Annotated in this window: 19 protein-coding genes; 7 read left to right on the plus strand and 12 right to left on the minus strand. The window is 60.8% G+C overall.

What is annotated here, in order from left to right:
* Positions 1 to 134 precede the first annotated feature (134 nt).
* The 7 genes from hfq to FFV09_RS23210 form a co-directional block, all read right to left on the minus strand.
* Positions 135 to 377, minus strand: a complete 243-nt coding sequence (hfq, locus tag FFV09_RS23180; RefSeq protein ID WP_141450073.1) for an RNA chaperone Hfq — start codon at positions 375 to 377, stop codon at positions 135 to 137.
* 40 nt (positions 378 to 417) lie between these two features.
* Positions 418 to 1,398 carry a tRNA (adenosine(37)-N6)-dimethylallyltransferase MiaA gene (gene miaA / locus FFV09_RS23185; protein WP_141450075.1) on the minus strand — a complete coding sequence of 327 codons (981 nt, stop codon included), beginning with the start codon at positions 1,396 to 1,398 and terminating at the stop codon, positions 418 to 420.
* Positions 1,391 to 2,170: a class I SAM-dependent methyltransferase gene (locus FFV09_RS23190; protein WP_342782077.1), complete on the minus strand. Its 780-nt coding sequence runs from the start codon at positions 2,168 to 2,170 to the stop codon at positions 1,391 to 1,393. Before FFV09_RS23190 ends, miaA begins: the two co-directional genes overlap by 8 nt.
* A 322-nt stretch (positions 2,171 to 2,492) precedes the next feature.
* Complete coding sequence (gene mutL, locus FFV09_RS23195) at positions 2,493 to 4,667, minus strand: DNA mismatch repair endonuclease MutL (protein ID WP_141450077.1); 2,175 nt, start codon at positions 4,665 to 4,667, stop codon at positions 2,493 to 2,495.
* A 67-nt stretch (positions 4,668 to 4,734) separates the two neighbouring features.
* Positions 4,735 to 7,539, minus strand: a complete 2,805-nt coding sequence (mutS, locus tag FFV09_RS23200; RefSeq protein ID WP_141450079.1) for a DNA mismatch repair protein MutS — start codon at positions 7,537 to 7,539, stop codon at positions 4,735 to 4,737.
* A gap of 201 nt (positions 7,540 to 7,740) precedes the next feature.
* Positions 7,741 to 8,703 carry an aromatic acid exporter family protein gene (locus FFV09_RS23205; RefSeq protein WP_141450081.1) on the minus strand — a complete coding sequence of 321 codons (963 nt, stop codon included), beginning with the start codon at positions 8,701 to 8,703 and terminating at the stop codon, positions 7,741 to 7,743.
* A 143-nt stretch (positions 8,704 to 8,846) separates the two neighbouring features.
* Positions 8,847 to 10,370 carry a carboxypeptidase M32 gene (locus tag FFV09_RS23210; RefSeq protein WP_141450083.1) on the minus strand — a complete coding sequence of 508 codons (1,524 nt, stop codon included), beginning with the start codon at positions 10,368 to 10,370 and terminating at the stop codon, positions 8,847 to 8,849.
* Positions 10,371 to 10,516: 146 nt separating this feature from the next.
* Here FFV09_RS23210 and FFV09_RS23215 point away from each other — a divergent pair, with 146 nt between their 5' ends.
* The 5 genes from FFV09_RS23215 (at position 10,517) to FFV09_RS23235 (ending at position 13,251) form a co-directional block, all read left to right on the plus strand.
* Positions 10,517 to 10,879 (plus strand): iron-sulfur cluster biosynthesis family protein, encoded by a 363-nt coding sequence (locus tag FFV09_RS23215; RefSeq protein WP_141450085.1) that lies wholly within the window; start codon positions 10,517 to 10,519, stop codon positions 10,877 to 10,879.
* A 116-nt stretch (positions 10,880 to 10,995) separates the two neighbouring features.
* Positions 10,996 to 11,595 carry a beta-class carbonic anhydrase gene (locus FFV09_RS23220; RefSeq protein WP_141450087.1) on the plus strand — a complete coding sequence of 200 codons (600 nt, stop codon included), beginning with the start codon at positions 10,996 to 10,998 and terminating at the stop codon, positions 11,593 to 11,595.
* Positions 11,596 to 11,826: 231 nt separating this feature from the next.
* Complete coding sequence (locus tag FFV09_RS23225; RefSeq protein ID WP_141450089.1) at positions 11,827 to 12,366, plus strand: PadR family transcriptional regulator; 540 nt, start codon at positions 11,827 to 11,829, stop codon at positions 12,364 to 12,366.
* Between the two features lie 144 nt (positions 12,367 to 12,510).
* The gene (locus FFV09_RS23230; RefSeq protein WP_141450091.1) at positions 12,511 to 12,969 is read left to right on the plus strand and encodes a hypothetical protein; all 459 of its coding nucleotides are present in this window, start codon (positions 12,511 to 12,513) and stop codon (positions 12,967 to 12,969) included.
* Between the two features lie 3 nt (positions 12,970 to 12,972).
* Positions 12,973 to 13,251 (plus strand): DUF2653 family protein, encoded by a 279-nt coding sequence (locus FFV09_RS23235; protein WP_141450093.1) that lies wholly within the window; start codon positions 12,973 to 12,975, stop codon positions 13,249 to 13,251.
* A 75-nt stretch (positions 13,252 to 13,326) separates the two neighbouring features.
* Here FFV09_RS23235 and FFV09_RS23240 read toward each other — a convergent pair whose 3' ends face one another.
* The 3 genes from FFV09_RS23240 to FFV09_RS23250 form a co-directional block, all read right to left on the minus strand.
* Positions 13,327 to 13,839 (minus strand): GNAT family N-acetyltransferase, encoded by a 513-nt coding sequence (locus tag FFV09_RS23240; protein ID WP_141450094.1) that lies wholly within the window; start codon positions 13,837 to 13,839, stop codon positions 13,327 to 13,329.
* Between the two features lie 110 nt (positions 13,840 to 13,949).
* On the minus strand, positions 13,950 to 16,160 hold the full coding sequence (locus FFV09_RS23245) for a glycosyl hydrolase 115 family protein (RefSeq protein WP_141450097.1): 2,211 nt from the start codon (positions 16,158 to 16,160) through the stop codon (positions 13,950 to 13,952).
* The gene (locus FFV09_RS23250; RefSeq protein ID WP_141450099.1) at positions 16,157 to 16,909 is read right to left on the minus strand and encodes a rhamnogalacturonan acetylesterase; all 753 of its coding nucleotides are present in this window, start codon (positions 16,907 to 16,909) and stop codon (positions 16,157 to 16,159) included. Before FFV09_RS23250 ends, FFV09_RS23245 begins: the two co-directional genes overlap by 4 nt.
* A gap of 173 nt (positions 16,910 to 17,082) precedes the next feature.
* Between FFV09_RS23250 and FFV09_RS23255 the strand changes: the two genes are divergently transcribed.
* The gene (locus FFV09_RS23255) at positions 17,083 to 17,961 is read left to right on the plus strand and encodes an AraC family transcriptional regulator (protein ID WP_141450101.1); all 879 of its coding nucleotides are present in this window, start codon (positions 17,083 to 17,085) and stop codon (positions 17,959 to 17,961) included.
* Positions 17,962 to 18,133: 172 nt separating this feature from the next.
* Here FFV09_RS23255 and FFV09_RS23260 read toward each other — a convergent pair whose 3' ends face one another.
* Together FFV09_RS23260 and FFV09_RS23265 are read right to left on the minus strand one after the other, a co-directional pair.
* On the minus strand, positions 18,134 to 21,346 hold the full coding sequence (locus FFV09_RS23260; protein ID WP_141450103.1) for an alpha-mannosidase: 3,213 nt from the start codon (positions 21,344 to 21,346) through the stop codon (positions 18,134 to 18,136).
* A gap of 172 nt (positions 21,347 to 21,518) precedes the next feature.
* The gene (locus tag FFV09_RS23265; protein WP_141450104.1) at positions 21,519 to 22,574 is read right to left on the minus strand and encodes a LacI family DNA-binding transcriptional regulator; all 1,056 of its coding nucleotides are present in this window, start codon (positions 22,572 to 22,574) and stop codon (positions 21,519 to 21,521) included.
* 181 nt (positions 22,575 to 22,755) lie between these two features.
* On the opposite strand from FFV09_RS23265, the gene FFV09_RS23270 reads away from it, so the two are divergent.
* Entirely contained in the window at positions 22,756 to 23,772 is a 1,017-nt protein-coding gene (locus FFV09_RS23270) for a LacI family DNA-binding transcriptional regulator (RefSeq protein WP_141450106.1), read from the plus strand.
* Positions 23,773 to 23,782 lie beyond the last annotated feature (10 nt).

A 23,782-nucleotide genomic window follows, 5' to 3' on the forward strand; every position in this document is an offset into this window, starting at 1 on the left:
ATGAAAAGAACAACCCGTGAGGGTTGCTCCCGTTCGCAAGCTATTGGTTTAGACGTCAGGATCGGTGAAAAGTTTCAACTTTTGCCGTTACAGGTTTGTCATTCCTTCGTTACCGAAGCGGCGCGGCGTCGCCGTTATTCGCCGGACGTGCTGTCGGGCTGGGCGAGGGATACGTTGCGCTGCGGCATAAACGTCGAAATGGCGTGCTTGTACACCATCTGCTGGCGTCCGTCGCTGTCGATCACGATCGTGAAGTTATCGAAAGCCTTGATCGTGCCCCGAATCTGAAATCCGTTGGTCAGATAGACCGTGGCAGGGATATTCTCTTTGCGCAGTTGGTTCAGGAACGTGTCTTGAATATTAATGGATTTGTTCATAACCGGTACCCCCAAATTGTCATTTTACTGTCGTTTTTGTTCAAAAATCGGAGCCGAACCTTCCGGTAATTATACCATGAACCTGTTCGAAATTCGCGGAAAATTTTTCCGGTTCGGAAACGTCCACCCATTGAATGTCGCGCATATGCCGGAACCAGGACAGCTGTCTTTTGGCAAAATGCCGGGTGTCGCGCTTCAGCTTGTAGACCGCTTCTTCAAGCGTCTCCGAGCCGTCCAGGTACGGCCAGATCTCTTTGTAGCCGAGACCCTGCATGGACACCATGTCGGGCGTATAGCCGCGGGCCTTGAGGGTGCGCACTTCTTCGACCAGGCCCTGCTCCATCATGAGGTCGATCCGCTCTTCAATACGGTTATATAGCATTTGGCGGTCCATTGTCAAACCGATCAAACATAGGTCGTAAGGCGTGGTCTTTTTCTGCGCGGCAAGCCGCTGGGACAGCGTCTCGCCGGTCAATTCGTAGATCTCCAGCGCACGGATCACCCGGCGCGTATCGTTCGGATGCAGCCGTTCCGCCGACTCCGGATCGATCGCGCGCAGCCGCGCATGCAGCGCTTCCGTACCTTCTTTTTCCGCGAACAACGCCTGTTCCTGCCGGAAAGCTTCGTCCGCTCCGCTCTCCGCGAATTCGTACCGGTAGCACAGCGATTCGATGTACAGCCCGGTGCCTCCGACGATAAAAGGCAGCCTGCCGCGCGCTTCGATCTCCGGAATAAGCGCGTCGCAGCGTTCCTGGAATTCGGATACGGAAAACGGTTCGTCCGGCTCATGGATATCGACCAAATGGTGCGGGATGCCTTCCGTTTCGGACGCCGAGATTTTGGCCGTACCGATATCCATACCCCGGTACACCTGCATGGAATCCCCGGAAATGATCTCGCACGAAAAAGTTTTGGCCAATTCGATGCTGAGTTTGGTTTTGCCGACCGCGGTCGGTCCGATCAAAACGAGCAGCTTGGGTCTGCTTCCGGCCGCATCGCCGGTTGGATAATGTTCAGTCAATAGGAATCACTCCGTACGTAATTTTGGCGTGGCTGCGTCCGTCCGGCGCGAAGCCGAGACGTTCCATTTCCCCGCTGCCTTTTTTCTCCTTGAGCACGACCGTTTTGCGCGCGATTCTCACCGCCTGCTCGATCGCTTCTACGCTCAGCGGACGGGCGTCCGCAAACGCCCGCAGCGGCGAGATCGCGGACGAATCGTACACCGGCTTGCGGAACATCGGATCGAAATAGACCACGTCGAAGCTGTCGTCGGGCAGCGACCGCAAATAATCGAGATGGTCGGCATGAATGACTTCGACGCGCCGCATCGCTTCGGTGACGGCCGATTTCTCGACTTCGTAGCTGGAGAGCCCTTCCCTCAGCAGCACGGACAGTTCCGGCGACGCTTCGAGCGCGCAGACACGGCCCTGCGGGCCGACGCGGACGGCGTACACGAGCGAATCGGTGCCGAGTCCCGCGGTGCAGTCGAGCACGGAATCTCCTTCCGCGGCGCGCGAAGCGTCGATCATCGGATCGGGTTCGCCGCGGAGCAGCCGCTTGGCGCGGACGTAACCCATGCTCGGATGGTATTCCAGCACGGGCTGCTCCTGGCGAAACAGGCGGACTTTGCCCTGGGTGACGATCAGGACCGCTTCGGCGCCGTATTTGGAAAAAAGATTGGGAATCGAGGTGCGGCTGCGCGGCACGAGCCGGATTCCCGCCTGTTCGGCGATCTGCCGGGCCCGCCGCAGTTCGGCGTCGGCCGGCGAATCGCCGGTAGTTACGATCATCATGGGGATTGGGCTCCTTTGGAATTGGAAAAGATTATGGATTGGGGGAAGATTCGGCGAAGCAGGACCTTCCTCCAGTTGATTGAATCGCTTTTGGGTCATTTACGAAACGCTCTTGATTGGGGGAAGATTCGGCGAAGCAGGACCTTCCTCCAGTTGATTGAATCGCTTTTGGGTCATTTACGAAACGCTCTTGATTGGGGGAAGATTCGGCGAAGTGGACCTTCCCCCAGTTGAACAAATCGCTTTTAGGTCATTTACGAAACGGGTTGAAGCGTCCCGTTTCGTAAATCGGATTGGAAACGCTCTTGATTGGGGGAAGGTCTTATACACGTTTGAATAACTTCTCCAAATCGTAAGAAGAAAAAGAGACGACGATCGGGCGGCCGTGAGGGCACGTATAAGGCTGCTTGCAGCGGCCGAGGCGTTCGATCAGCGTCTGGGCCTGAACGTCGCTCAGACGCTGGTTGGCTTTGATCGAAGCTTTGCACGAACAGAGCGTCGACGCTTTTTCCCGCAGTTTGGCCAGGTCGATCACGCGTTCGCTCAGTACCCATTCGGCCATTTCCTCGATAATGGACTGTTCGTCTCCGGCCGGGAACCAGTGCGGATAAGCGGTGACGCGGAACGTCTGGCCGCCGAACGGTTCCATATAGACGCCGGCCTGCTCGAACCAGCCGAGCCGGTCGCGGATCTTGGTGCTCTCGGCCGACGTGAATTCGATCGTGATCGGCAGCAGCAGTTCCTGCGACGCGGCTTCCGGCTGGCCGAACTTCTCGTAATAGTATTCGTAATTGATCCGTTCGTGCGCGGCGTGCTGGTCGATCAGATACAACCCCTGATCGTTCTGCGCGATCAGGTACGTGCCGTGATGCTGGCCGATCAGCGTCATCTCCGGGAATACGGGCCGCTTCGGCGCTTCGCCCCGCGTATACAGCTCCGCCGCACGAGCGAGCGCGGCAGGCTGTCCCGGCGGCGTCTGGCGGCCGCCCGGGAAGCCGGACGGGGCCGGTCGGCCGGCGCCGCCGGAAGCGTCGCGCCCCGCGGCGTAGCCGGCACTGCGGCCGCGCTCCCGCACTTCCTGCGGGAGCGGCTTGTGCACCCCGCCTTCGGTCGGGTAGGCGGACGCCGTCAGCGCGTCCGCCGCAGCGCCGGCGATGGCGGCAGGGTCGGCCGGCGCAGCGGCCGGCAAAGGCTTCGCCGCGGCGGCATCGGCCGCGGCCGGTCTCGCGGCGCGCTGCGCGGAGAGCGCGCCGGCATTGAGGGCCGGCTGCGCAGCGGCGGGCGGGGCGCCGGCGGCATCCGCCGGCACGAAATCGTCGGCATCGTCCGACGGTTCGGGCGCGCCGGGAGCGGGCGCGTGCGGCGGCAGACCCGCCGGAGCGTCTTTGCCCTGCGGCACTTCGCCCGCAAGTTCGCCGAGCAGCTCTTCCCGTTTCGGGAAATGGAACTGCTCCTGGATCATCGTATTGCTTTTGCCGACCCGCTGGTTGATCGCTTTGGGGATAAGAACTTCGCGCGCCAGAGCGGCGCGGATCGTGTCCTGCACGAATTCGGTCAGCTCGGCTTCCTTGCTGAAACGCACTTCAAGCTTGGCCGGATGCACGTTGACATCGACCAGCGACGGGTGCATCGCCAGGCGCAGCACGACGAGCGGATGCCGCCCGACAGGCAGCAGCGTATGATACGCCCGCATGATCGCCTGGTTCAGCACATGGCTGCGGATATAACGCCCGTTCACGACCGTCGTGATCGCGCTGCGGTTCGAACGGGTAAAGTCCGGCAGGCTGACGAAGCCCCCGACGGAAAAGTCGAGGTTCTCGCCTTCGAGCGGCAGCATCGCTTTAGCGCTCGTCGTGCCGTATACGGCGGCGATGACCTGCAGCAGATCGCCGCCGCCCAGCGTTTGGAGCAGCGAATTGCCGTTATGGCGCAGCGTAAACGCGACGTTCGGGTTCGACAGCGCCATGCGGTACATGTAATCGGAAATATGCCCGAGTTCGGTCTGCACCGTTTTCATATATTTGAGCCGGGCCGGCGTGTTGAAGAACAGCTCCCGCACGCGAAAGTCCGTTCCGCGCGAAGCGGGCGCGTCTTCGTTGCTCTTGAGCGTGCCGCCTTCGATCACGAGGCGGCGTCCCGCCCCGTCGTCGCCGCAGGCGGTCAGCACTTCGACTTTGGCGACCGACGCGATACTCGGCAGCGCCTCGCCGCGAAAGCCCAGGCTCGTAATCTGGAACAGATCGCGGCCGCCCGAAATTTTGCTGGTGGCATGCCGGTAAAAAGCGGTCTCGCAGTCGTCCGGTTCGATCCCCGAACCGTTGTCGGTCACGCGGATCGAAGACAATCCGCCTTCCTCCGTCCAGACGTCGACTTTGGTCGCGCCGGCGTCGATCGCGTTCTCGACCAGTTCCTTAACGACCGAAGCCGGCCGTTCCACCACTTCGCCGGCCGCGATCTGGTTGGCGATATGTTCGTCCAATACTTTGATTCTGGCCATTTCCATTCTCCTTTCCCGTTCGATATCGGGTAGCGAAACCAGTCCGCGAACTCTACGGGTGCGCGGATTAACCCAGACGCTGCGCTTCGAGCTTCAGCTCGTTGAGCATCTGCATCGCCTGCAGCGGCGTCAGGTTCATCACGTCGATCTCGCGGACGCGCTGGAGCATCTGTTTGACTTTCGGATCTTCTTTGATCGGATCTTCCTTAGCCGGCGCGGCCGCGCTCTGCGGCGCCCGTTCTTCTTCGCCGAAGATCGACAGCTGCACGACGCCCTGCCGGGTGGCAGGCGCATGCTCGCGCACTTCGCCGGTCCGGTCCGGCCCTTCGTTCGACGGCAGCGGATAAGTCGCTTCCGCTTCAACCTTGTTATTGAACTTGCTTGCGATCGGCCGGTCTTCGGCCTTGTTCTTCACCGGAGCCGTTACCGGAGAAGCCGCTTGGGCCGCGGCCGATTCCGGACTGCCGGACGTCACGTTCGCGGCGGCCTGTTCGAAGCCCTGCAGCAGGCCGTAGGCCCGGTCGATGATGCTGCCCGGGAGTCCGGCGAGGCGCGCGCAGTAGATGCCGTAGCTCGTGCTGGCCGCGCCCGCGACCAGCTTGCGCAGGAAAGCGACCTGATCGCCGCTCTCGCGCACCGCCATGCAGTAATTGCGCAGGCGCGGCAGGCTTTCTTCCAGATGCGCCAGCTCATGGAAATGCGTCGAGACGAGCGCTTTGCAGCCGATCGATTCGTGCACATGCTCGATGACCGCCTGCGCGATCGCCATGCCTTCGCTCGTCGACGTGCCCCGGCCGAGTTCGTCGATGATGATGAGGCTGTCCCGCGTCGCCTGCTGGGTCATGACCTGGATATCGGCCATTTCGACCATGAACGTGCTCTGGCCGCCGACGAGATCGTCCGCCGCGCCGATCCGGGTAAAGATCCGGTCCAGCAGCGGCACGCTTGCCCGGTCCGCCGGAACGAAGCAGCCGATCTGGGCCATGATCGAGATGAGCGCGACCTGGCGCATATACGTGCTTTTGCCGGCCATGTTCGGGCCGGTGATAAGCATGATGTTCGCGCCGTCTTCGGCAAGTCCGGTCGCGTTGGCTACGAACGACCCGCCTTCCATGACCGCTTCGACGACCGGATGGCGTCCGTTGTCCACGCTGAGGTCGTAGCCGTCGTGCAGCTGCGGACGAACGAACGATTTCTCCGCGCTCGCTTCGGCGAACGCCTGGTAGACGTCGATTTCCGCGACCCGCTCGGCCAGCGATTTCAACCGCGGAATCCGCTCCGCGACCCGCTCGCGCAGTTCGAGGAACAGCCCGTATTCGAGATCGGCCATTTTTTCTTCCGCTTCGAGAATAAGCGATTCCTTCTCCTTGAGCTCGGGGGTGATGTACCGCTCGGCGTTGGCCAGCGTCTGCTTGCGCTCGTAGCGGCCTTCCGGCAGCTGGCCGAGATTGGCGCGCGTAATCTCGATATAGTAGCCGAACACTTTGTTGTAGCCGACTTTGAGCGAGCGGATACCGGTCACGCGGCGTTCTTCGGCTTCAAGCTCGGCGATCCAGCGCTTGCCGTTGACGCTCGCTTCGCGCAGCTGGTCCAGATGTTCGTGGTAGCCTTTGCGAATCAGCCCGCCGTCGCGCACCGATACCGGAGGTTCGTCGGTCACCGCCGCGGAGATCGCCTGCGCGAGTTCCGCGCATTCGTCCATCCGGTTCGCCGTCGACGAAAGCGTCTGCGAACCGGAATTCAGACAGATCTGTTTCAATCCCGGGATTTGCAGCAGCGAATCGCGCAGCGCGACCATATCGCGGCCATTGGCGCTGCCGAACGCGACACGGCCGACCAGCCGTTCGAGATCGTAAATTTCCTTCAGCGCTTCCTGCACGTCGCCGCGCAGAATCAGGTCGCGGTGCAGATGTTCCACCGCTTCGAGCCGGTCTTCGATCGAACTGCGCTGCAGCAGCGGCTTGTCGATCCAGCGGCGCAGCGTCCGCGCGCCCATCGACGTCTTCGTGCGATCGAGCAGCCAGAGCAGCGAGCCTTTCTTGGAGCGCTCGCGAACCGTCTCCGTCAATTCAAGGTTGCGTCGCGTGAACGAATCGAGAATCATGTAATGGTTCGGCTCGTACACCGAAATTTTCGTCAGTTGGCCGAGCGCCCGCTTCTGCGTTTCCGCGAGGTAGGCGAACAGGCGCGCCACGCACACGCGGCGTTCTTCGTCCAGACGCGCCCAGACGGCTTCGCCGAACTGCTCGCGCGCGCTGTCTTCCCTGCTTTTGTCCCACGGCGTGCGGACAAGGCGGCGTTCCATCGGCGCGGCCTGCGTCCCGAGCAGATCGAGCAGCGCAGCGTCGCCGATCGCTTCGGACGGCTGATAGACGCCGACTTCGCCCTTGATCCATTCGTCGTTGTCCGGCGCGGACGTCACGTGCAGGTCGCCCGTCGACAGATCGCACGCCGCGATCGCGGTCATGCCGCCGCTGCTCGTCACGCAGACGAGGTAGTTGTTCGATTTCTCCCCGAGCGCGCGGCTCTCCATCAGCGTGCCCGGCGTGACGACGCGCACGATCTCGCGGCGCATCATGCCCCGGCCGGCGGCCGGTTCTTCCACCTGCTCGCAGATCGCCACTTTGTACCCTTTTTCGATCAGACGCTGCACGTAACCTTCGGCCGCGTGGTACGGCACGCCGCACATCGGCGCCCGCTCTTCCAGCCCCGCGTTGCGTCCGGTCAGCGTAATCTCCAATTCGCGCGAAGCCGTCAGGGCATCGTCGAAAAATATTTCATAAAAGTCTCCCAGCCGGAAAAAGAGGATCGCGTCCTTCGCTTCTTCCTTGATCTTGAGATACTGTTCCATCATCGGCGTTAACTTGGCCATGATTCCCCTCCATACATTCTGCCTTCTTTTCTCTCCCTGATTATAACAGACTTCCGGCGAAAAGCGCGCAAATGCGAACATATGTTCAAATCGATCCCGACAACGCAGCCCTGTTAGCGGCCGGTCGCATGCGCAAACCAAACAGGGACGGGGGTTTCCCCGTCCCGAAGCGTCGAGACATCCGGCTCCAACTTCCCCTGCTTACGTCACGTGCGGAGCCTTGTCTTTTTTCGACAATTTCAAATAGCGGTTAAGTTCCCGGCACAGCTGGAGAATCGCGGAACGCACCTCGAATTCTTCGCGTGTATGCGGCAGGCTCATCTCTTTGAAGCGCTCTTCCAGCTCTGTGAGCATGTCTTCGGCCCGGCCGGTGTAATGTTCGCTTTTGACGTCCTGCTCCAGACGATCGAACAGTTCCGCGGTAAGTTCGGCCTGCGAGATTTTGCGGTACACCTGCGACACGAGCTGCGCCATCGTCTGGATCGATTCCAGCTGCTGCTTGCGCATGTAAAAGTACACGCTCCAGAACTCGTCGGCTTTGACGACCTGGTTCTCCAGGGAGCGGCGCGCGAGCGCAAGGCCTTCTTCGACTTTTTTGTCGGCTTCGATCAGTTCTTTGCCGTCCCAGACGTAATCGGCGTTCCGCAGCGTACGGGCGAACTGGGCGAAAATGCGGGAAAAGCATTCGTCCGCCTCGCCGCGGATTTTGGCCAGCTTTTCTTCCGGATTCGGCATGTAGACCAAATTGACGAGCATCGCAGAACCGAGGCCGATGAGGAGCAGCTGCAGTTCGGTCCACAGCACCGGCCAGGAGATCGCTCCGGCGTTGAACACGTGGAACACGACGACCGCGTTCGTGACGATGCCCCCTTTGAACGTCGCTTTGACGATCGCGGGAAACGCGACCAGGATATACAGCGGAATGACCCAGTAATGAAAACCGAGAATGCCGAACAAGGCGCAGGCGACCAGCAGGCCGAGAATCGAAGCGAAAAAGCGGTCTACGACCGTCTTGATGCTGCGCTTGATCGTCGTGTCGAGCCCGAGGATCGCCAGCAGCCCCGCCGACGTCGCCGACGGAATGCCGACGAAATGCGCGATCAGGATCGCGGCAAAAGCCGCGACGGCCGTTTTGATCACGCGAAAACCGAACAGGCCTGTCATCGTATCCCTTCTTCCTTTTTTCAGAAACGTTCACTTTATTTTCGAAACTGCCATGATTCTTACATTTCTCCCCGGAGTCAAAAATCCCGCCGCTTCCGCGAAGGAAGGGCAGGATTCGGAGCGGACTCCCGCAGGAGACCGTGCTACAGCTTCAGATTATACAGACTTGTGTACTTGTGTTCCAGATAATCCGCCAGATAATCCGGGTTCAACTCTTCGCCGGTTACATCGAAAATGATTTCGGACGGTTTTTTCGATTTGCCGAACCGGTAAATCTTGTCGGTCAGCCATTGTTTGATCGGCAGCAGGTTGCCCTGCTCGATCAGCTCGTCGAAATTGTCCATTTCCTTGCGCAGCGTGTGCATGATCTGCGCCGCGTACATGTTGCCGAGCGAATACGAAGCGAAGTAGCCGAACGCGCCGCCCGACCAGTGAACGTCCTGCAGCACGCCTGCGGCGTTGTCCGGCGGCGTGATGCCCAGATAGCTCTCGTATTTGGCATTCCATACTTCGGGCAGCTTCTTCACGTCCAGGTCTTCGTTGAACAGCATCTTCTCGATCTCGTACCGGATGATGATATGCAGATTGTAGGTCAGTTCGTCCGCTTCGATCCGGATCAGCGAGCTTTCGACCCGGTTCGCGGCAAAATGGAACTGCTCCGCCGTAACGCCGGCCAGCTGCTCGGGGAACTGCCGCTGCAAATCGCCGAAATACCGCTGCCAGAACGGCAGGCTGCGTCCGACCATGTTCTCCCAGAAACGCGACTGCGATTCGTGGATGCCCATCGACGTACCCTGCGCAAGCGGCGTGCCGGTCAGCTTCGGATCGATATTTTGCTCATACAGCGCGTGTCCGCCTTCATGCAGCGAACTGAACGCCGCGCTCAGTACGTCGCGTTCGTGGTACGCCGTCGTGATCCGCACGTCGCCCGGGTTGAGCCCCGTCGCGAACGGATGCACCGTCTCGTCCAGCCGGCCGGCGTCGAAGTCGTAGCCCATCTCTTTGAGGATAAAATGGCTGAACGCTTTCTGCCCTTCCTTCGGATAGACTTGTTCCAGGAACGGCAGTTCCGGGCGAATATCGGACGCCGCGATCGCTTCCGCCAGCGGCACCAGGCGCTGCTTGAGCCGCTCGAACACCGCGTCCAGCCGTTCTACCGTCATATCCGGTTCGTACATGTCGAGCAGCGTGTCGTAAGGCGTGTCCTTGGCGCCCCAATAGCCGACGAATTTGCGCAGCGTCGCGACGATCTCGGTCAGGAAAGGCTCGAACGAATCGAAGTCTCCGCTTTCTTTGGCGTCTTCCCATTTCGTTTCCGATTTGGACGTCAGAATCGTGTACGCCTTGAATTCGCTTTCGGGAATTTTGCGGCTCTGGTCGTATTCCTGCTTGACCGTGGCTACAAGCCGGCGATCGACGTCTTCCAACTGCGCGGCATGGTCCTCCTGAGCGAAAAAGTCGAGGTATGTACCCATCTCGTCCGACGTTTGCAGCTTGAACGCTTCCGTCGACAGCAGGCCGATCGTCTCCGCCCGCGTCTCCGCGCCTTTGCGCGGCGCTCCGGTACGCAGATCCCAATACATCAGGCCGATCGCTTCGTTGTAACTTCCGATTTTGGACACCAATTCGCGAAACCCGTTCCATTTTTCCTGCAGCTGCTGTTCCATCCGGATGCTTCACCTCGTGAGTTTGATAGTTTCATAAAAATGGTAAACATAAGCATTCTCCCTCTTGATCATACTTTTTGACGGGCGTATAATCAATATCAAGAAAAGGTTTTGCAAAATACAATTTATCAAAAGGAGTGTTATCCATGTCCTTCTCCCTCTCCATGAAAGTGTCTCCCGAAGCCGCCGCTTTGCTGCAATCGAAATTCGGCGGCCATCCCGGCTTTATCCGCCTCGCTTACGATAACGAAGGCTGCGGCTGTTCGCTGAGCGGCGCCATCGCGCTGTGGATCGTGGACAAGGCGGAAGCGTCGGATCTCTCCGTTTCTTCGGACAGCGGTCTGGACTTTATCGTGAACCGCAGCGACGCCGTCTATTTCGACGAGAGACTGTCCATCACGATCAGCGGCTTCGACAAAACGTCGGTGCGCCTCGCGAGCGACGGTCAATCGTACGGCTCCAGCATCCCGATCCAGGACCGCCGCACGGAAGCACAAATCCGCGCCTGAACGCTTGACGCCGACGTCCGGCAAAATTCGGGCTTGAATTTTCCCCGCCCCTTTATGTAAAATGCGTGATAACGCTAAAGGGCGAAAGCGGCCAGGCGAAAAAGGAGGAACCGGCTTTGACTCAAATTACGGAAATTCTGAATCATAACACGGCGTTTGTCGAAAACAAGGAATACGAAACGTTTATCAGCGGAAAGTTTCCGGAGAAAAAAGTCGTCGTGCTCACCTGCATGGACACCCGGCTGACGGAACTGCTGCCGCGGGCGATGAATATGCGCAACGGCGACGCCAAAATTCTGAAAACGGCCGGTGCCGTCATCTCCTCGCCGTTCGGCAGTATCATGCGCAGCATTCTGGTCGCGCTGTACGAGCTTCAGGCGGAAGAAGTGATCGTCGTCGGCCATTACGAATGCGGCATGGCTTCGCTGAACGCCGGCCATATTATGGGCCAGATGCGCGAACGCGGCGTGTCGGACGAAGTGCTGGCGACGCTCGAACATTCCGGTGTCCAGCTCGGCCAATGGTTCAAAGGCGTGGAGAACGAGACCGAAGGCGTGATGCACAGCGTCGACATGATCGCGAACCATCCGCTTATGCCGGCCGGCGTTCCGGTCCACGGCATGCTGATCGATCCGAAGACGGGCAAGCTCGAATTGATCGAAGACGGCTACGAACGGCTGCGCGGCAAAGCCCACTCGACGCCGGACACGCCTTAAGACACGCCTTAATGTCATTGGGCCGTTTTGCCGGGATCTCGCAAAATGGTTTTCACCCGAAAAGCGCGGTTTCTGCGGAAACCGCGCTTTTCGCGTTTGTTCTTCTCTTATCCGCATCGCAGCCTCGTTTGCGCTCTTGGTTGCCGTGGCGTCTTCGGATGTTGTACACTTGGGACGAAGAGTGTGCCGCCCCTCGGCGGGGCGCCCTGAATATAGAAAACGGGTGATTTCATGAATATACTTTCTTACGGCCTGCTTGCTCTCGTCTCGCGAACGGAAGCTTCGGGTTACGATTTGATGCTCAAGATCCAGCCTTTCTGGCAGGCCAAGCACAGCCAGATCTATCCGCTGCTCGGCAGCATGGAAGAACAGGGACTGCTCAGCGCCAAATGGATTCAGCAGGCGGACAAGCCGGACAAAAAGCTGTATTCCATTACCCCCGCGGGCACCGACAAGCTGCACGAGTGGCTGCTGGAAGAGACGGCGCCGCCGGTCATGCGCGACGAGTTCAACCTGAAATGTTTCTGCATCCATTTGGCCGAACCTTCCGAAGTGCGCCGAATGTTTGCGGGCAGACGGAAGTACCACGTCGAACGCATGAAATACTACAAAGATATCCAGGATGCGATTCCGCAGGAATACCGCAATCCGGGGCATATCGGCTTCGAAGATTACATTCTGCTGCAAAAAGCGGTTATGCGCACCAAAGCGAGCATCGACTGGATCGATTGGGTCGAGCAGGAGTACGGACAGTGGACGGCGGAAGCGTAAGACTGTCCAAAATCAAGTTGCACAAAAAATAATCTTTAAAAATTGAAACGTTCACGAGATTCCTCCGTATAGGATAGGAGAAAGGCAAAGCGCCTGCGCTTGTTCCTTTTACCAACCGACCCTATAGGAGGAATTTCATTTATTATGCGGCAATCCAAAAAGTTCTTCTCTGTCCTTCTGTCTTTCCTTATCCTGTTCGCCGCTTCGGCCGTCGTTCCCGAACAAGCCGATGCGCGTCGAGGCGGCTTTAGCTCCGGACCGAGATCGTACCAGAGCACGCCAAACAAAACGCAAAACAGCGACAGCATCAATTCGGGCACGCGCTCGAACTCCAATACGCCGTCCAATACGAACAGCGTGAACCGCAGCGGCAGTACGAATCGCGGCGGCTTCGGCGGCACGTTCTTCCGCGGCATGCTGTTCGGCGGTATCGCCGGCCTCATGTTCGGCAGCCTGTTCGCCAACATGGGCGCATTCGGCGGCATACTCGGCCTGCTCGTCAATCTGCTCGTCCTCTACATGCTGTTCGTCGTAATCCGCACCGTGTACCGCGCGATTCAGGACAATCGCCGCCGTTCGCGCGAACGGGAAGGACGTTACTAAGCCATGCAGCTGACGATGGACGAAATCATCAACGCCGTCTGCCTGAACATCGCGCAGCGCCGGGTGATCAAGCCGACCGAAGTGACGGTCGACATGCTATGGGACGAAGATCTCGGCTTCAGCGCGCATATTACGGTGCAGGGCCGGGACTGGTACATTAACGAAGGCGCGCTGATCGAAGCGATTACCCGCTATCTGGACCAGGAATATCACGTGCGCGCTTTTCCCGACCAGATCCGCCTGGAACTGACGGAAGAGATTATCGCGCACGTCGCGGTGTAAAGCCGTCTTATAACCGAATACGGCCTCACCCTATACGGCAAAGAACCGATTCGAAAATTCGAATCGGTTCTTTTTTTAGTCGTTTTTCGGATACAAAAACTTAACCATCAACCGCTCGTCGACATAGGCTCCATCGATTTTGAGCGAGCGCTTCTCTTCGCCGTAACGTTCGAATCCGAACCCTTCGTACAGCGAGATCGCCGCTTCGTTCGTCGAGGCGACGCCCAGATGCAGCTGTTCGAGCCCTTCCAGCGCAAGCGCTTGTTCATGCACCGCTTCCAGCAGCGCTTTGGCGGCTCCCTGCCGGCGGCAGCGTTCCGACACATAGACGGCGACCAGATTCGCCCGGTGCCGCAGCTTCAGGCCAACTTCGGGAACGAGCGTCACCGAACCTGCCAACTGCCCGTCGACAAAAGCTCCGTACGTAAAAGCAGCCTCTGCGGCGAAGCGCCGTTCATATTTGTCGGGCGTGTCGCCGCGCTCTTCCTCATAACTCGAACCGAAAGCTTCGGGATACAGCCGGAGCGCTTCAAGGCGCAGCTTCAAATAAGCGGCCGCGTCGCTAGGCTGCAGCAATCGGATTTCCATCGCTTCCGCCTCCTTTTTGACGATTATACCCGCTTTTCGCGCGTCAGGGTAAGGGGCATCCAATAGAGGTATCTAATAAAGGCATCCAATAAAGGCAGCGAATAAGGAAATCAACCAGAGGAATCTGTTAAAAGATCCGCCGTTTCCCCGAACAGCCGCTGCTTCAATCTTCGCGCCAGCTCGTCGTCTTCCAACGGCTCGCGGTGCGTGTTTTCCAAATAAATATACTTTTCCGTTTCCGGCATCAGGTATTGTTTGAACCAGAGGAAAAAGTCCGGGCCGTCGCCCTGCACGCGCAGCACCCGGCGGAGCGTATCGACGCTGCGCACGGTGCTGGCGATATTCGTCAGCCAGTCCGCGCGGTAGAAGTCCGCCCATTTGCCGTGTTCCGCTGCCCGCAGCGCGTCCACTCCCCGTTCGTACTGCGACATCGATTCCGACGCCAGCACGAACGCTTCCGGCAGCCTTCCCTGCGCATACTCGCCGTACGACCGGCACAGCAGGTAGAAGCCTGCACAGCCGGAAGCGTGCAGTTCGCCGTGGAACCGCAGATGGTCAAGCATCCGCTGCCGGTCCCCGGCTTCAAGCCGCTCCGCCGCTTCGTCGCAGGCCCGCAGCCACGCCTCCCACTTCGGGATCGCGGCCTTCAGCTTCTGTTCGAACCGCTGCAGCTGCCCGGCCCAGGAAGAAGATTCCGCCGCCCAGTCCAACCGGGGATCGGAGTCAGGCGTCCGGCCCTCAATCCATCGGCCGATGATCTGCCGCGCCGGATGATGGTAATATTCGTCTCCGGCCAGATCGTCGGCGTTCGGCCCGTAAGCCAGTGCCGCGTCGGGATAGGTCCGGTACAACCGTTCAAGTTCTTCATGACCGGATGTGTAATAATCCCGCACGAACTGCGCCCGATGCCGGTCCGCGTCGATCGTTCCGTCGTTCCAGAGCGTGCGCAGCACGTCCAGCGGGTAGACGTGGGGACGAATGCCGCCGCAGTTGACGAGCAGGTATTCGTCCGCGCCGGCGTCGAACGCCGTCTGAATCTCGCTGCGCAAAAATTCGGCGCTTCCCGGAAACATCGTCAGATGGTTGGACGCCTGCAAATCATGGAACGTTACATGATAGTACAGACCGTGCGGGCCGCTCTCGCCCGGCGCAGGCAGCGCCGGCGTGCGCAGATTCAGATTGCCGTGCCGGCGCGAGACCATTTTGCCGTAGCCGTTGTCCGCCCAGATCTTGATCGCGCCTTCCGGAAGCTCGATCCAGCCGGCTTTGTACAATTCCGAAATCTCGCCGTACAGCGCGACGCAGCAGACCGGATCGCTCACCGATTCGCGGATCAGCTCATACTGCCTGCGCATCGCGCGGGAGATCAGCTCCCCGCGCTTTTGCGGCGTGTCGAAGAACGGGTCGTCTTCCCAGAACGGCTTGTCGCCCTGTCCGCGAAACGACAGCACCCACAGGATGCGGCGGTCTTTTTGCTCCTCGATCGCCTGCCGCCACAGCCGTTCGTACCGCTCCGGCTCCTCGCGGTAGCTCGCCCGGTAGCCCGGGTACGCCCGCAGGAACATCTGCGCGCCGAGCGGCTCCGCATGATGATGCGTCACGATCAGTCCCATTTCGGACGCAAGCGCATGATGAATGCCGTGGTGCGGCAAGTCCGTGCCGGCGATGACCATGTTGCCGCCGCAGCGCAGCAGCGCTTCGAATACCGGTTCCCACACTTCGCGCGGCGGCGGATACTGCCGCGTCCAGCCGATCAGGCTGACTTCGTCGTTGACGAACCAGCCCCGGTAGCGGACCCGCCGCGGCGGCGAATCGTACGGCTCGCACGCCAGAACAAGCTCGCTTTGGCTCAGCAGGCTCCGATCCATCCAGTATCCCAGCGGCTGAACGCCCAGAAAAATCCGGCCGAATTCCAGCAGGCCGTACACAAGGCCCAATTCGTCGCGGCCCGCGATGACCATCCGGACGGATTCTTCCGGGCCGGTCTCGGCGCGTTCGGTGTGTTCGGTGTGTTCGACGTGTTCGACGTGTTCGGTATGTTCGGCGTCTTGGGCGTCTTCGCGGCGCTCGAAACGGAACACGAACGCTTCCGGCCGCTCGGGGCAGCTGTCCGAACCGCGGGCGATACGGACGACGATCTGCGCGGTCCGTTCGTCCTGCGCAAGCTGCGGTTCGGCGCCGAGCACGGCGTGCAAATCCCGCAGCAGGAAGCGCAGCGCATGCGCGACCGCCGTCGATTCGCCGGGTTCCGCGTACAGCCGGACCTGCCCGGCCAGCCGAAGAGAGCCGGGCTGCACGGAATGCACGTCCGCGGCGCTCATGAAGACACCCGCTTGGCGGCCAACGAAGCTTCGGCCGGGTCGGTCGGCGCGGCCGCAAACGCCTCGGGTTCCAGCGGGCTGCGCGGGCGAACGCCGCGGACGCCGGCGGCGGCCAGCGCTTGCGCGACGAGACCGGCGGCCGCCTGCGCGCCGTATTCGTTCAAATGCGTATCGTCCATGATCCCGTTCGGATAATGGGGATGCTCGCCGCGCCGCAGCTGCACGAACCAGCGCTTCGAATGCTGCGGCCCCATTTCCTTGAACGCCGAAGCGCTGCGGCCCGCCAGATCGACCAGCTTCACCCGTTCGCGCTGCGCCAATGCTTCCATCGCCCGCGGGTAATCGCCGTGCGTCGGCGTGAGCAGTCCGTCGGCATCGAAATAACGCCGCGCGATCGGCGTGACCAGCACCGGATGCGCCCCTCGCTCCCGGGCTCCGTCGAGATAACGCTTGAGCGTCTCGGCATACGTGGTCCACGGACTTGTGTGCCGCTCCGGATCGTCTTTCTCGTCGTTATGGCCGAACTGGACCAGCAGTACGTCGCCTTCGCCGATAACGCGCAAGATCCGGTCCAGCCTTCCTTCGTCGATAAAGCTTTTGCTGCTGCGCCCGCATGCCGCTTCGTTGACGACGCGCGCTTCTGTTTCCAAAAACAGCGGCAGCTTCGCGCCCCAGCCCTGCATCGGCAGCCGCTCCGGCGGATAGTCCGCCATCGTCGAATCGCCTGCCAGATAAAACGTGATCCCCATGTCCCCAGCTCCCTTTACGCTTGATTGAACGTGCCCTTGCTGCAAGGCTAGCGCAATCTTTGCGTATGGACTCCGCTTTTCGCGCTTTGTTGACGGGAACCCCGCTTTTTTTGTTAAAATAGAGCCAGCAATAATGAAAGCGTATCGGCATACGCGGCGAAAGGAGTTTTCCCATGCAGCTTCAACAGCTTCCCGACCTGCTGCACTACGGCGAATCGAAAGATCCCGTTCGCGTCGAATTCGATCGCCGTATCGGCTACTTCTCCATGCTGCAAAACCATTACCACGCCAGCTGCGAACTGTATTATCTGTTCAGCGGCGAGCGCAACTATTTCGTCAAAGACAGCGCCTACCGGATTCGCGCCGGCGATCTCGTCCTGATCGATTCCAACGCCGTGCACAAAAGCACCGATTCCGGCATCCCGGATCACGAACGGGTCGTGCTCTATTTTTCCGCCGCCTATTTCGACGAATATCCGCCCGAAGAACGGGCGCTGCTGCGCAAGCCGTTCACCCGCGGCAGCGCGCTGCTTCCGCTCAACTTGCAGGAAAAGCTGCGCGCCGAAGAGCTGCTGCTGTCGCTGCTGCGCGAACTGCACGACCGGCCGCCCGGCTACCGCCTGCATGTGCGCCATATGGCGGGGGAACTGCTGCTGCTCGTCGCCCGCGCTTCCGGCAAAAGCGATCTGCGGCCCCGCCTGCAGCCGACGCCCGTCCGGCTCAAAATCGCCGAGATCGTGCGCCATATCAACCAGCATTTCGCCGAGCCGCTGGAGCTGGACGAGCTGGCGCGCCGCTTCTATATCAGCCGCAGCCATCTCAGCCGGACGTTCAAGGAAGTGACGGGGTTCGGCTTCGCCGAATACGTCAACCTGACCCGCGTCCGCGAAGCGCAGCGCCTGCTGCGCGAGACCCGGCACAGCGTGACGCTCGTGTCGGAACTTGCGGGCTTCGACAACTTTTCGCATTTCGGCAAAATGTTCAAACGCCTGTCGGGCGCTTCGCCGCGCGAATACCGGAACATGGACCGCCCCGGCGGCGCGGCCGACTGAATGCTTTGCGGCGACGCCTGTGCGAACAGGAAAAAGAAGCCGAGGCGGAGAGGTTCTCCGCCCGGCTTCCTGGTCGTTGGCCGAACTGCTGCCGAACGTGCTCCGGCAGAAGTCCGTCCCCCGTTCGTCATTTCTGCCGAACGTGCTCCGGCAGAAGCTCATTCGCCGTTCGTCAGCTTCGCAAACGGACGCGCAGCGTCACAATCTCGTACGGCTTGAACAGCTGCCGCAGCGCCGCGCCCGTACTCTGCTCCTCGCCTTCGATCGGGCGTTCCAGCAGATCGCATACCTGCCACGAAGCCGCGGAATAATCGCTGGACAGATTCGCGTGGATGCGGCGCCCCGCGTATTCGTGCAGCCGGACGATAAAGCCGTCGCCGTCTTCGGCGCGCTTGATCGCGTCGATCGCGATGCCCGCCGTATCCGTCCGGATGAGCGAGCGGCCTTCGCCGGCCGCATACGCGCCGCGCACCGCAAGCGGCGGATCGTTCAGCGTCCACGCTTCTTCCGCCGTGCGCCCCGCCGCCCAGTCGCCGGCGTGCGGCAGCAGCGCGTACGTAAATACGTGCTCGCCCTGATCGGCGCTCCAGTCCGGATCGGTCGCCGATTTGATCAGCGTCAGCCGCAGCGTATGGTCTTTGATATCGTAGCCGTATTTGCAATCGTTCAGCAGGCTGACCCCGTAATCGCGCTCCGACAGATCCGCCCATTGATGGCCGACGCTTTCGAACCGCGCGTAATCCCAGCTCGTGTTCCAATGCGTCGGCCGCTTGACGTTGCCGAACTGGATATCGTAAGTCGCTTCGGTCGCGCGAATCGCGGCCGGGAACGACACTTTGAGCAGTTGGTGGCTTTCGTGCCAGTCTACCGTCGTCTCGAAATCGATCTGCCGCCGGTCGGCGTACACTTTCATATGCTGCGTTACGGAAGAATCCATGTAGCGCCACGTCGTGCGCAGCACGGCCGCAAGCGGCCCGGTGCAGACCCACTCCGTCGAGAGAAGGTCGGTGATTTCTTTCTTTTTTTCCACATAGTCCAAATCGATATTCCAGGCGTCGTATTCCAGCGGCTTGTCCTCGAACACCTGCAGCACGTTGCCGCATTCGCCTTCGAACAGCACTTCGCGCTGCGCTTCCCGGTCGAAGATCCGGCTCAGCTGCCCGGCTTCGTTCCATTCGAGGATATAGAACGGCGTCGTCATCGTTCCGTTTGCTTCGGTGAAAACAGGTTCTTCGACAACAGATTTTTCAAAAGCACGCTCTTCAAAAACTGCTTCGTCCTCCCGCGCTTCTTCGGCGGCCGTACTCCGAATGACCGCGCTTCCCATCGGCGGCAGCGACGGCACCCGGACGAGCCATTCGCCGTTTGGCATGCGCTGGGCGTGCAGACCTTGGCCCTGCGCATCGGTCCAGCGGCGATGTCCATCGTCTGCGCCCGCCACACTGACATATCCCGTCCGCTCGAAAAAAGCGCCGCTGAACACGGTGTAGGCCGCTTCAAGCGAGGACCCTTCCGATTCCGCCGCGGCTTCCTGCGTCAGCTGCCGCGCGGCAAGATGCACCAGACGTTCGCCGATCTCTTCCGCCTGTTCGTACTCCGCGCGCGAATCTTCGTACACTTCGCGGATCGCCGAGCCGGGAATGATATCGTGAAACTGGTTGCGCAGCACAATATGCCAGCCTTCCAGCAGCTCCTCGGCCGGATAACCGCTCAGATCGCCTAGCTCCGCCGCCAGCAGTACATGCAGCCATTCCGCTGCGCGGTAAGTCATCTCCAGCTTGCGGTTCATCCGTTTGTTGTGCGCCTGGCTCGTATACGTGCCGCGGTGCGTCTCCAGATACAGCTCGCCGTCCCACGTGTGCACGTATTCGTCGGTCTGCCGGATCGTCTCGTTCAAGCGCTCGAAATAGTCGTCCGCGCGGCCCGGCTTGACACTCGGAATGCCCGGCAGCGTGTCGAGGCGCCGGCGCATCTCCAGCATATCGCGGTTGACGCCGCCTCCCCCGTCGCCGTATCCGTACGCCAGCAGCAGTTCGGTATTCAGATTTTTGTCCCGATACAGATCCCAGATGCCCTGCACGGAAAAAGCTTCGATCACACCGTTGTACGTAATGCCCTGGGACAGCGGCTTGGCGCGCGTCGTGATGAAGTGGGTCAGCACTTCGCTGCCGTCGATTCCCCGCCAGTAGAACGTGTCGTGCGGCATCTGGTTATAGCGGTTCCAGCCGAGCTTCGTCGTCATGAACGTCCCGATCCCGGATTTGCGCAAAATTTGCGGCAGCGCCCAGCTGTAGCCGAACACGTCGGGCAGCCACAGATGTTTGCACTCCACGCCGAATTCGTCCCGGAAAAACTGCGTGCCGTACAAAATCTGCCGCACGAGCGACTCGCCGCTCGTCAGATTGCAGTCGGCTTCCAGCCACATCGCGCCGCCCGCTTCCCAGCGTCCTTCGCGGACCCGATCGGCGATTTGTTCGTACAGCTCCGGGTAATCCTGCTTCATATAGGCGTACAGCTGGGGCTGGGTTTGCAAAAAAACGTACTCCGGAAATTGGCGCATCAGACGCAGGACGGTCGAGAAAGAACGCGCCGCTTTTTCCCGGGTGTGGGTCAGGCGCCACAACCAGGCCACGTCGATATGGGTATGCCCGACCGCGGTCACCGTCACCGGATGTTCGCCGCGCCGGACCGCGCGCAGACGGTCGAGCAGTTCCGTGCCGGCCGCCTGCACGCTGTCGTAGAACCCGGCTCCGCCCGGTTTGGACCAGTCGATCAGGCCGAACGCCCGGTTGAGCGCGGACAGCAGTTCCGGCTTCAGCGCTTCATTGTCCGGCAGTTCCCGGCAGACGCCGAGCACGGCACGCGCCGTATAGTACAAATCGTCCGCCGCTTCGTCGAGCCATGTCAGCCGCGCCGCGCGGATCACATGCTCCTGCGGAGTCGGCAGCCCGCCGCCTTCGAGACCCGACCAGAGCCGAAACGACAAGTCCAGCGTCCGCCCGGCCGTGTCCGCGTCGAGAAACACTTCGAGATGATTGGAGTCGACGCCCTGATACGGATGTCCGTCCACGAACAGCAGCGATTCGAAGCCGCTGTTGTAGAAATCGCCGGTCCGGCCGAAATCGAACAGGCCGACGATCCGCCGGTCGCTCCAATCGGCCGGAATGTCCACGCGGCGCCGCAGCCACACATACCGGTCCCGGCCGCTCCACCGGTCGCCGATCGCGTATGTACATGCGCCTTCGAACGAAGCCGGCGGATACGCGCCGTTCGCCCCGGCCTCGTCTTCGAGGCCGTCCCAGCCGTCCAATTCGATCGCTTCCCTGTGCCGGTAAGGTTCCAGTTCCTTGATGCGCGCAGCCAACTTGTCGTCTGTCGAGAACATATCGTCGCCTCCTGTATAACACGTGTTATATGTCTTAAAAATCGGCGGCTTCCGCAGAATGCCGCCCTGCCGTTTATTCGGGTGCGTGGGAACTTATTCGAATTCATTGGAGTTCATTGGAGTTCATTCAAAGAAAGCAGATTCTAAAGAAAACACCTGTTAAAGCTCCCGCCTAAGCGCTCTCGCCCGGCTTCAGCACGGCGGGCAGCCGCAGCTTCGACGGCGGGCCGGCTTCCCCGCCTGCCTGCCGCAGCACGTTCGCGACCGCCGCTTCGCCCATATCCGCGTACGGAATCTCTACGCAGCTGAGCGTAGGCACGCTGAGCACGTCGCCTTGAATCGTATTGTCCGCGGCCATGACACGCAGGTCGCCGCCGACGGACAATCCGCAGGCCCGCGCGGCGCGGTACAGATCGGGCACCGCGCTGGACCAGTTGACCAGCACCGGCGGCGCCGGCTTGCGTTGGCTTCGCTGCCGGCACCAGTCGGCCCAGTCCACGCGGCCGCCCTGCTGCCGGTGACGGGACACGACCGGTTCCCAGCCGTGCTTGCGGCACCCGTCTTCGTAGCCCTGCCGGCGCTGCCGCTCCGCTTCGTTGACGCGCCCGCCGTGCGAAGCGCTGAACACTTCCGCATATTCGGGCGCGGCGCCCAGCCCGGGGTCGTTCGCCCGCAAATAATCGAGCGCCGTCTCCATGCTGCCCCGGTAATCGGCATGCACGGAATGAATACCTTCCGCCTCGGCATAACCTTCGACCGAGACGTAAGGCACGCCGACTTCCCGGACAGCCTGCGCCCACTGCGCGTCCGCATAACTCGTATCGTCCAGCGTCACGATCCCGTCGATTCTGCGCTGCTGGTACAGCTCCAGCAGTTCGCTGCGTGCTTCGCCCGGCCGGCCCCGGCCCGGCGAACTCAGCAGCAGATGATACCCCGCCGCTTCGCCGGCCCGCTGCATACCTTCCAGCAGCCGCATGAACAGCGGATGGGCCGTATCGCCGAACGCCGCAAGCGTCATGCTGCGCCCGGTCTTCATGCCGCGTGCTCTCGCGTCCACATGGTAGTCCAGCTCGCGGATCGCGCTCAGCACGTTCTCCCGCGTCCGCTCGCTCACGCCGATACCCGGCGTTCCGTTCAGCACGGCCGAGACGACGCTGCGGGAGACGCCCGCAAGCTTGGCGACGTCCTGGCTGGTGATTCGTTTGGAACCCGTCGATTTGCTTGTCATATCTCCACCTCGCCCTCAATATAACACGTGTTATTCTGCCTGTACAGACGTCGGTTTCGATGTCGGTTTCGACGAAGAGGGTCAGGAAAACCCGGCTCTTGGGAAGCCGCCGACGCGTTGACAACGACCCAAGGCCGGATTATGATGATAACGTTAACATTTACAGTTGGGAGAACCTATCATGATTACGATCAAAGACATCGCGCGCGCGGCCGGCGTCTCGCATACGACCGTGTCCCGCGCGCTGAACGGCAGTTCGCTGATCAAGCCGGGCACGCGGGAGCGGATCGAGAAGATCGCCGCGGACATGAACTACGTGCCCAACTACAGCGCCAAGAATCTCGTCACCCGCAAGTCCAACACGATCGGGCTCTTTTTTTCGAGCATCGAGCAGGGCACGTCTTCGAGCTTCCTCGCGGACGCGCTCAAAAGTATCCGGCGGGAGCTGGAAGCGAACTACATGCTGACGGTCAGCGGTATCGACGATCCCGGCAGTCTGGGCAGCGTCAATCCGCGCCGCTACGACGGCATTCTGGTCATGAGCCAGAGCGAACTGGACAACGCCTTCATCTACCATGTGCGCTCGTCCGGCATCCCGCTCGTCGTGCTCAACCGCCAGCTGGACGATCCGTCGATCTCGAACGTCGCCTCGGACGACCGCGTCGGCGGACGCGCGGCGGCCGACCACGCCTGCGAACTGCGGCACCGGCGTATCGCGATCATCGAAGGCCGGCCGGGCTTCAAGTCCGCGTCCGAACGCCGCGCCGGCTATCTGGACGGCTTGATGGCGCACGGACTGACGCCGAACCCGGACTATTTCGTCCAGGGCGATTACACGCTGGAGAGCGGCTATGCCGCCATGAACACGCTGCTCGACCTGCCGCAGCGCCCGACCGCCGTCTTCTGCGGCAACGACGATATGGCGATCGGCGCGATGAACGCGTGCTTCGACCGCGGCGTCAGCATTCCCGGCGATATGTCGCTGATCGGCTTCGACGACATGATCTTCGCGCGGTATACGAATCCGCCGCTGACGACGATCCGCAAGTCCGTGGCGGAGATCGCCGCCGAAGGCACGCGGCTGCTGCTCCGGCGAATGGAACGCCCGGAAGCCGAGCCGGTCCAGCGCCTGCTTGGCAGCCGCCTGATCGTTCGCCGCTCCGTAGCCGAACCGGCGGACATCGGCGGGAACGCATGATTTGCCCGGC

The sequence above is a fragment of the Saccharibacillus brassicae genome (assembly GCF_006542275.1).
Taxonomy (GTDB): Bacteria; Bacillota; Bacilli; order Paenibacillales; family Paenibacillaceae; genus Saccharibacillus; species Saccharibacillus brassicae.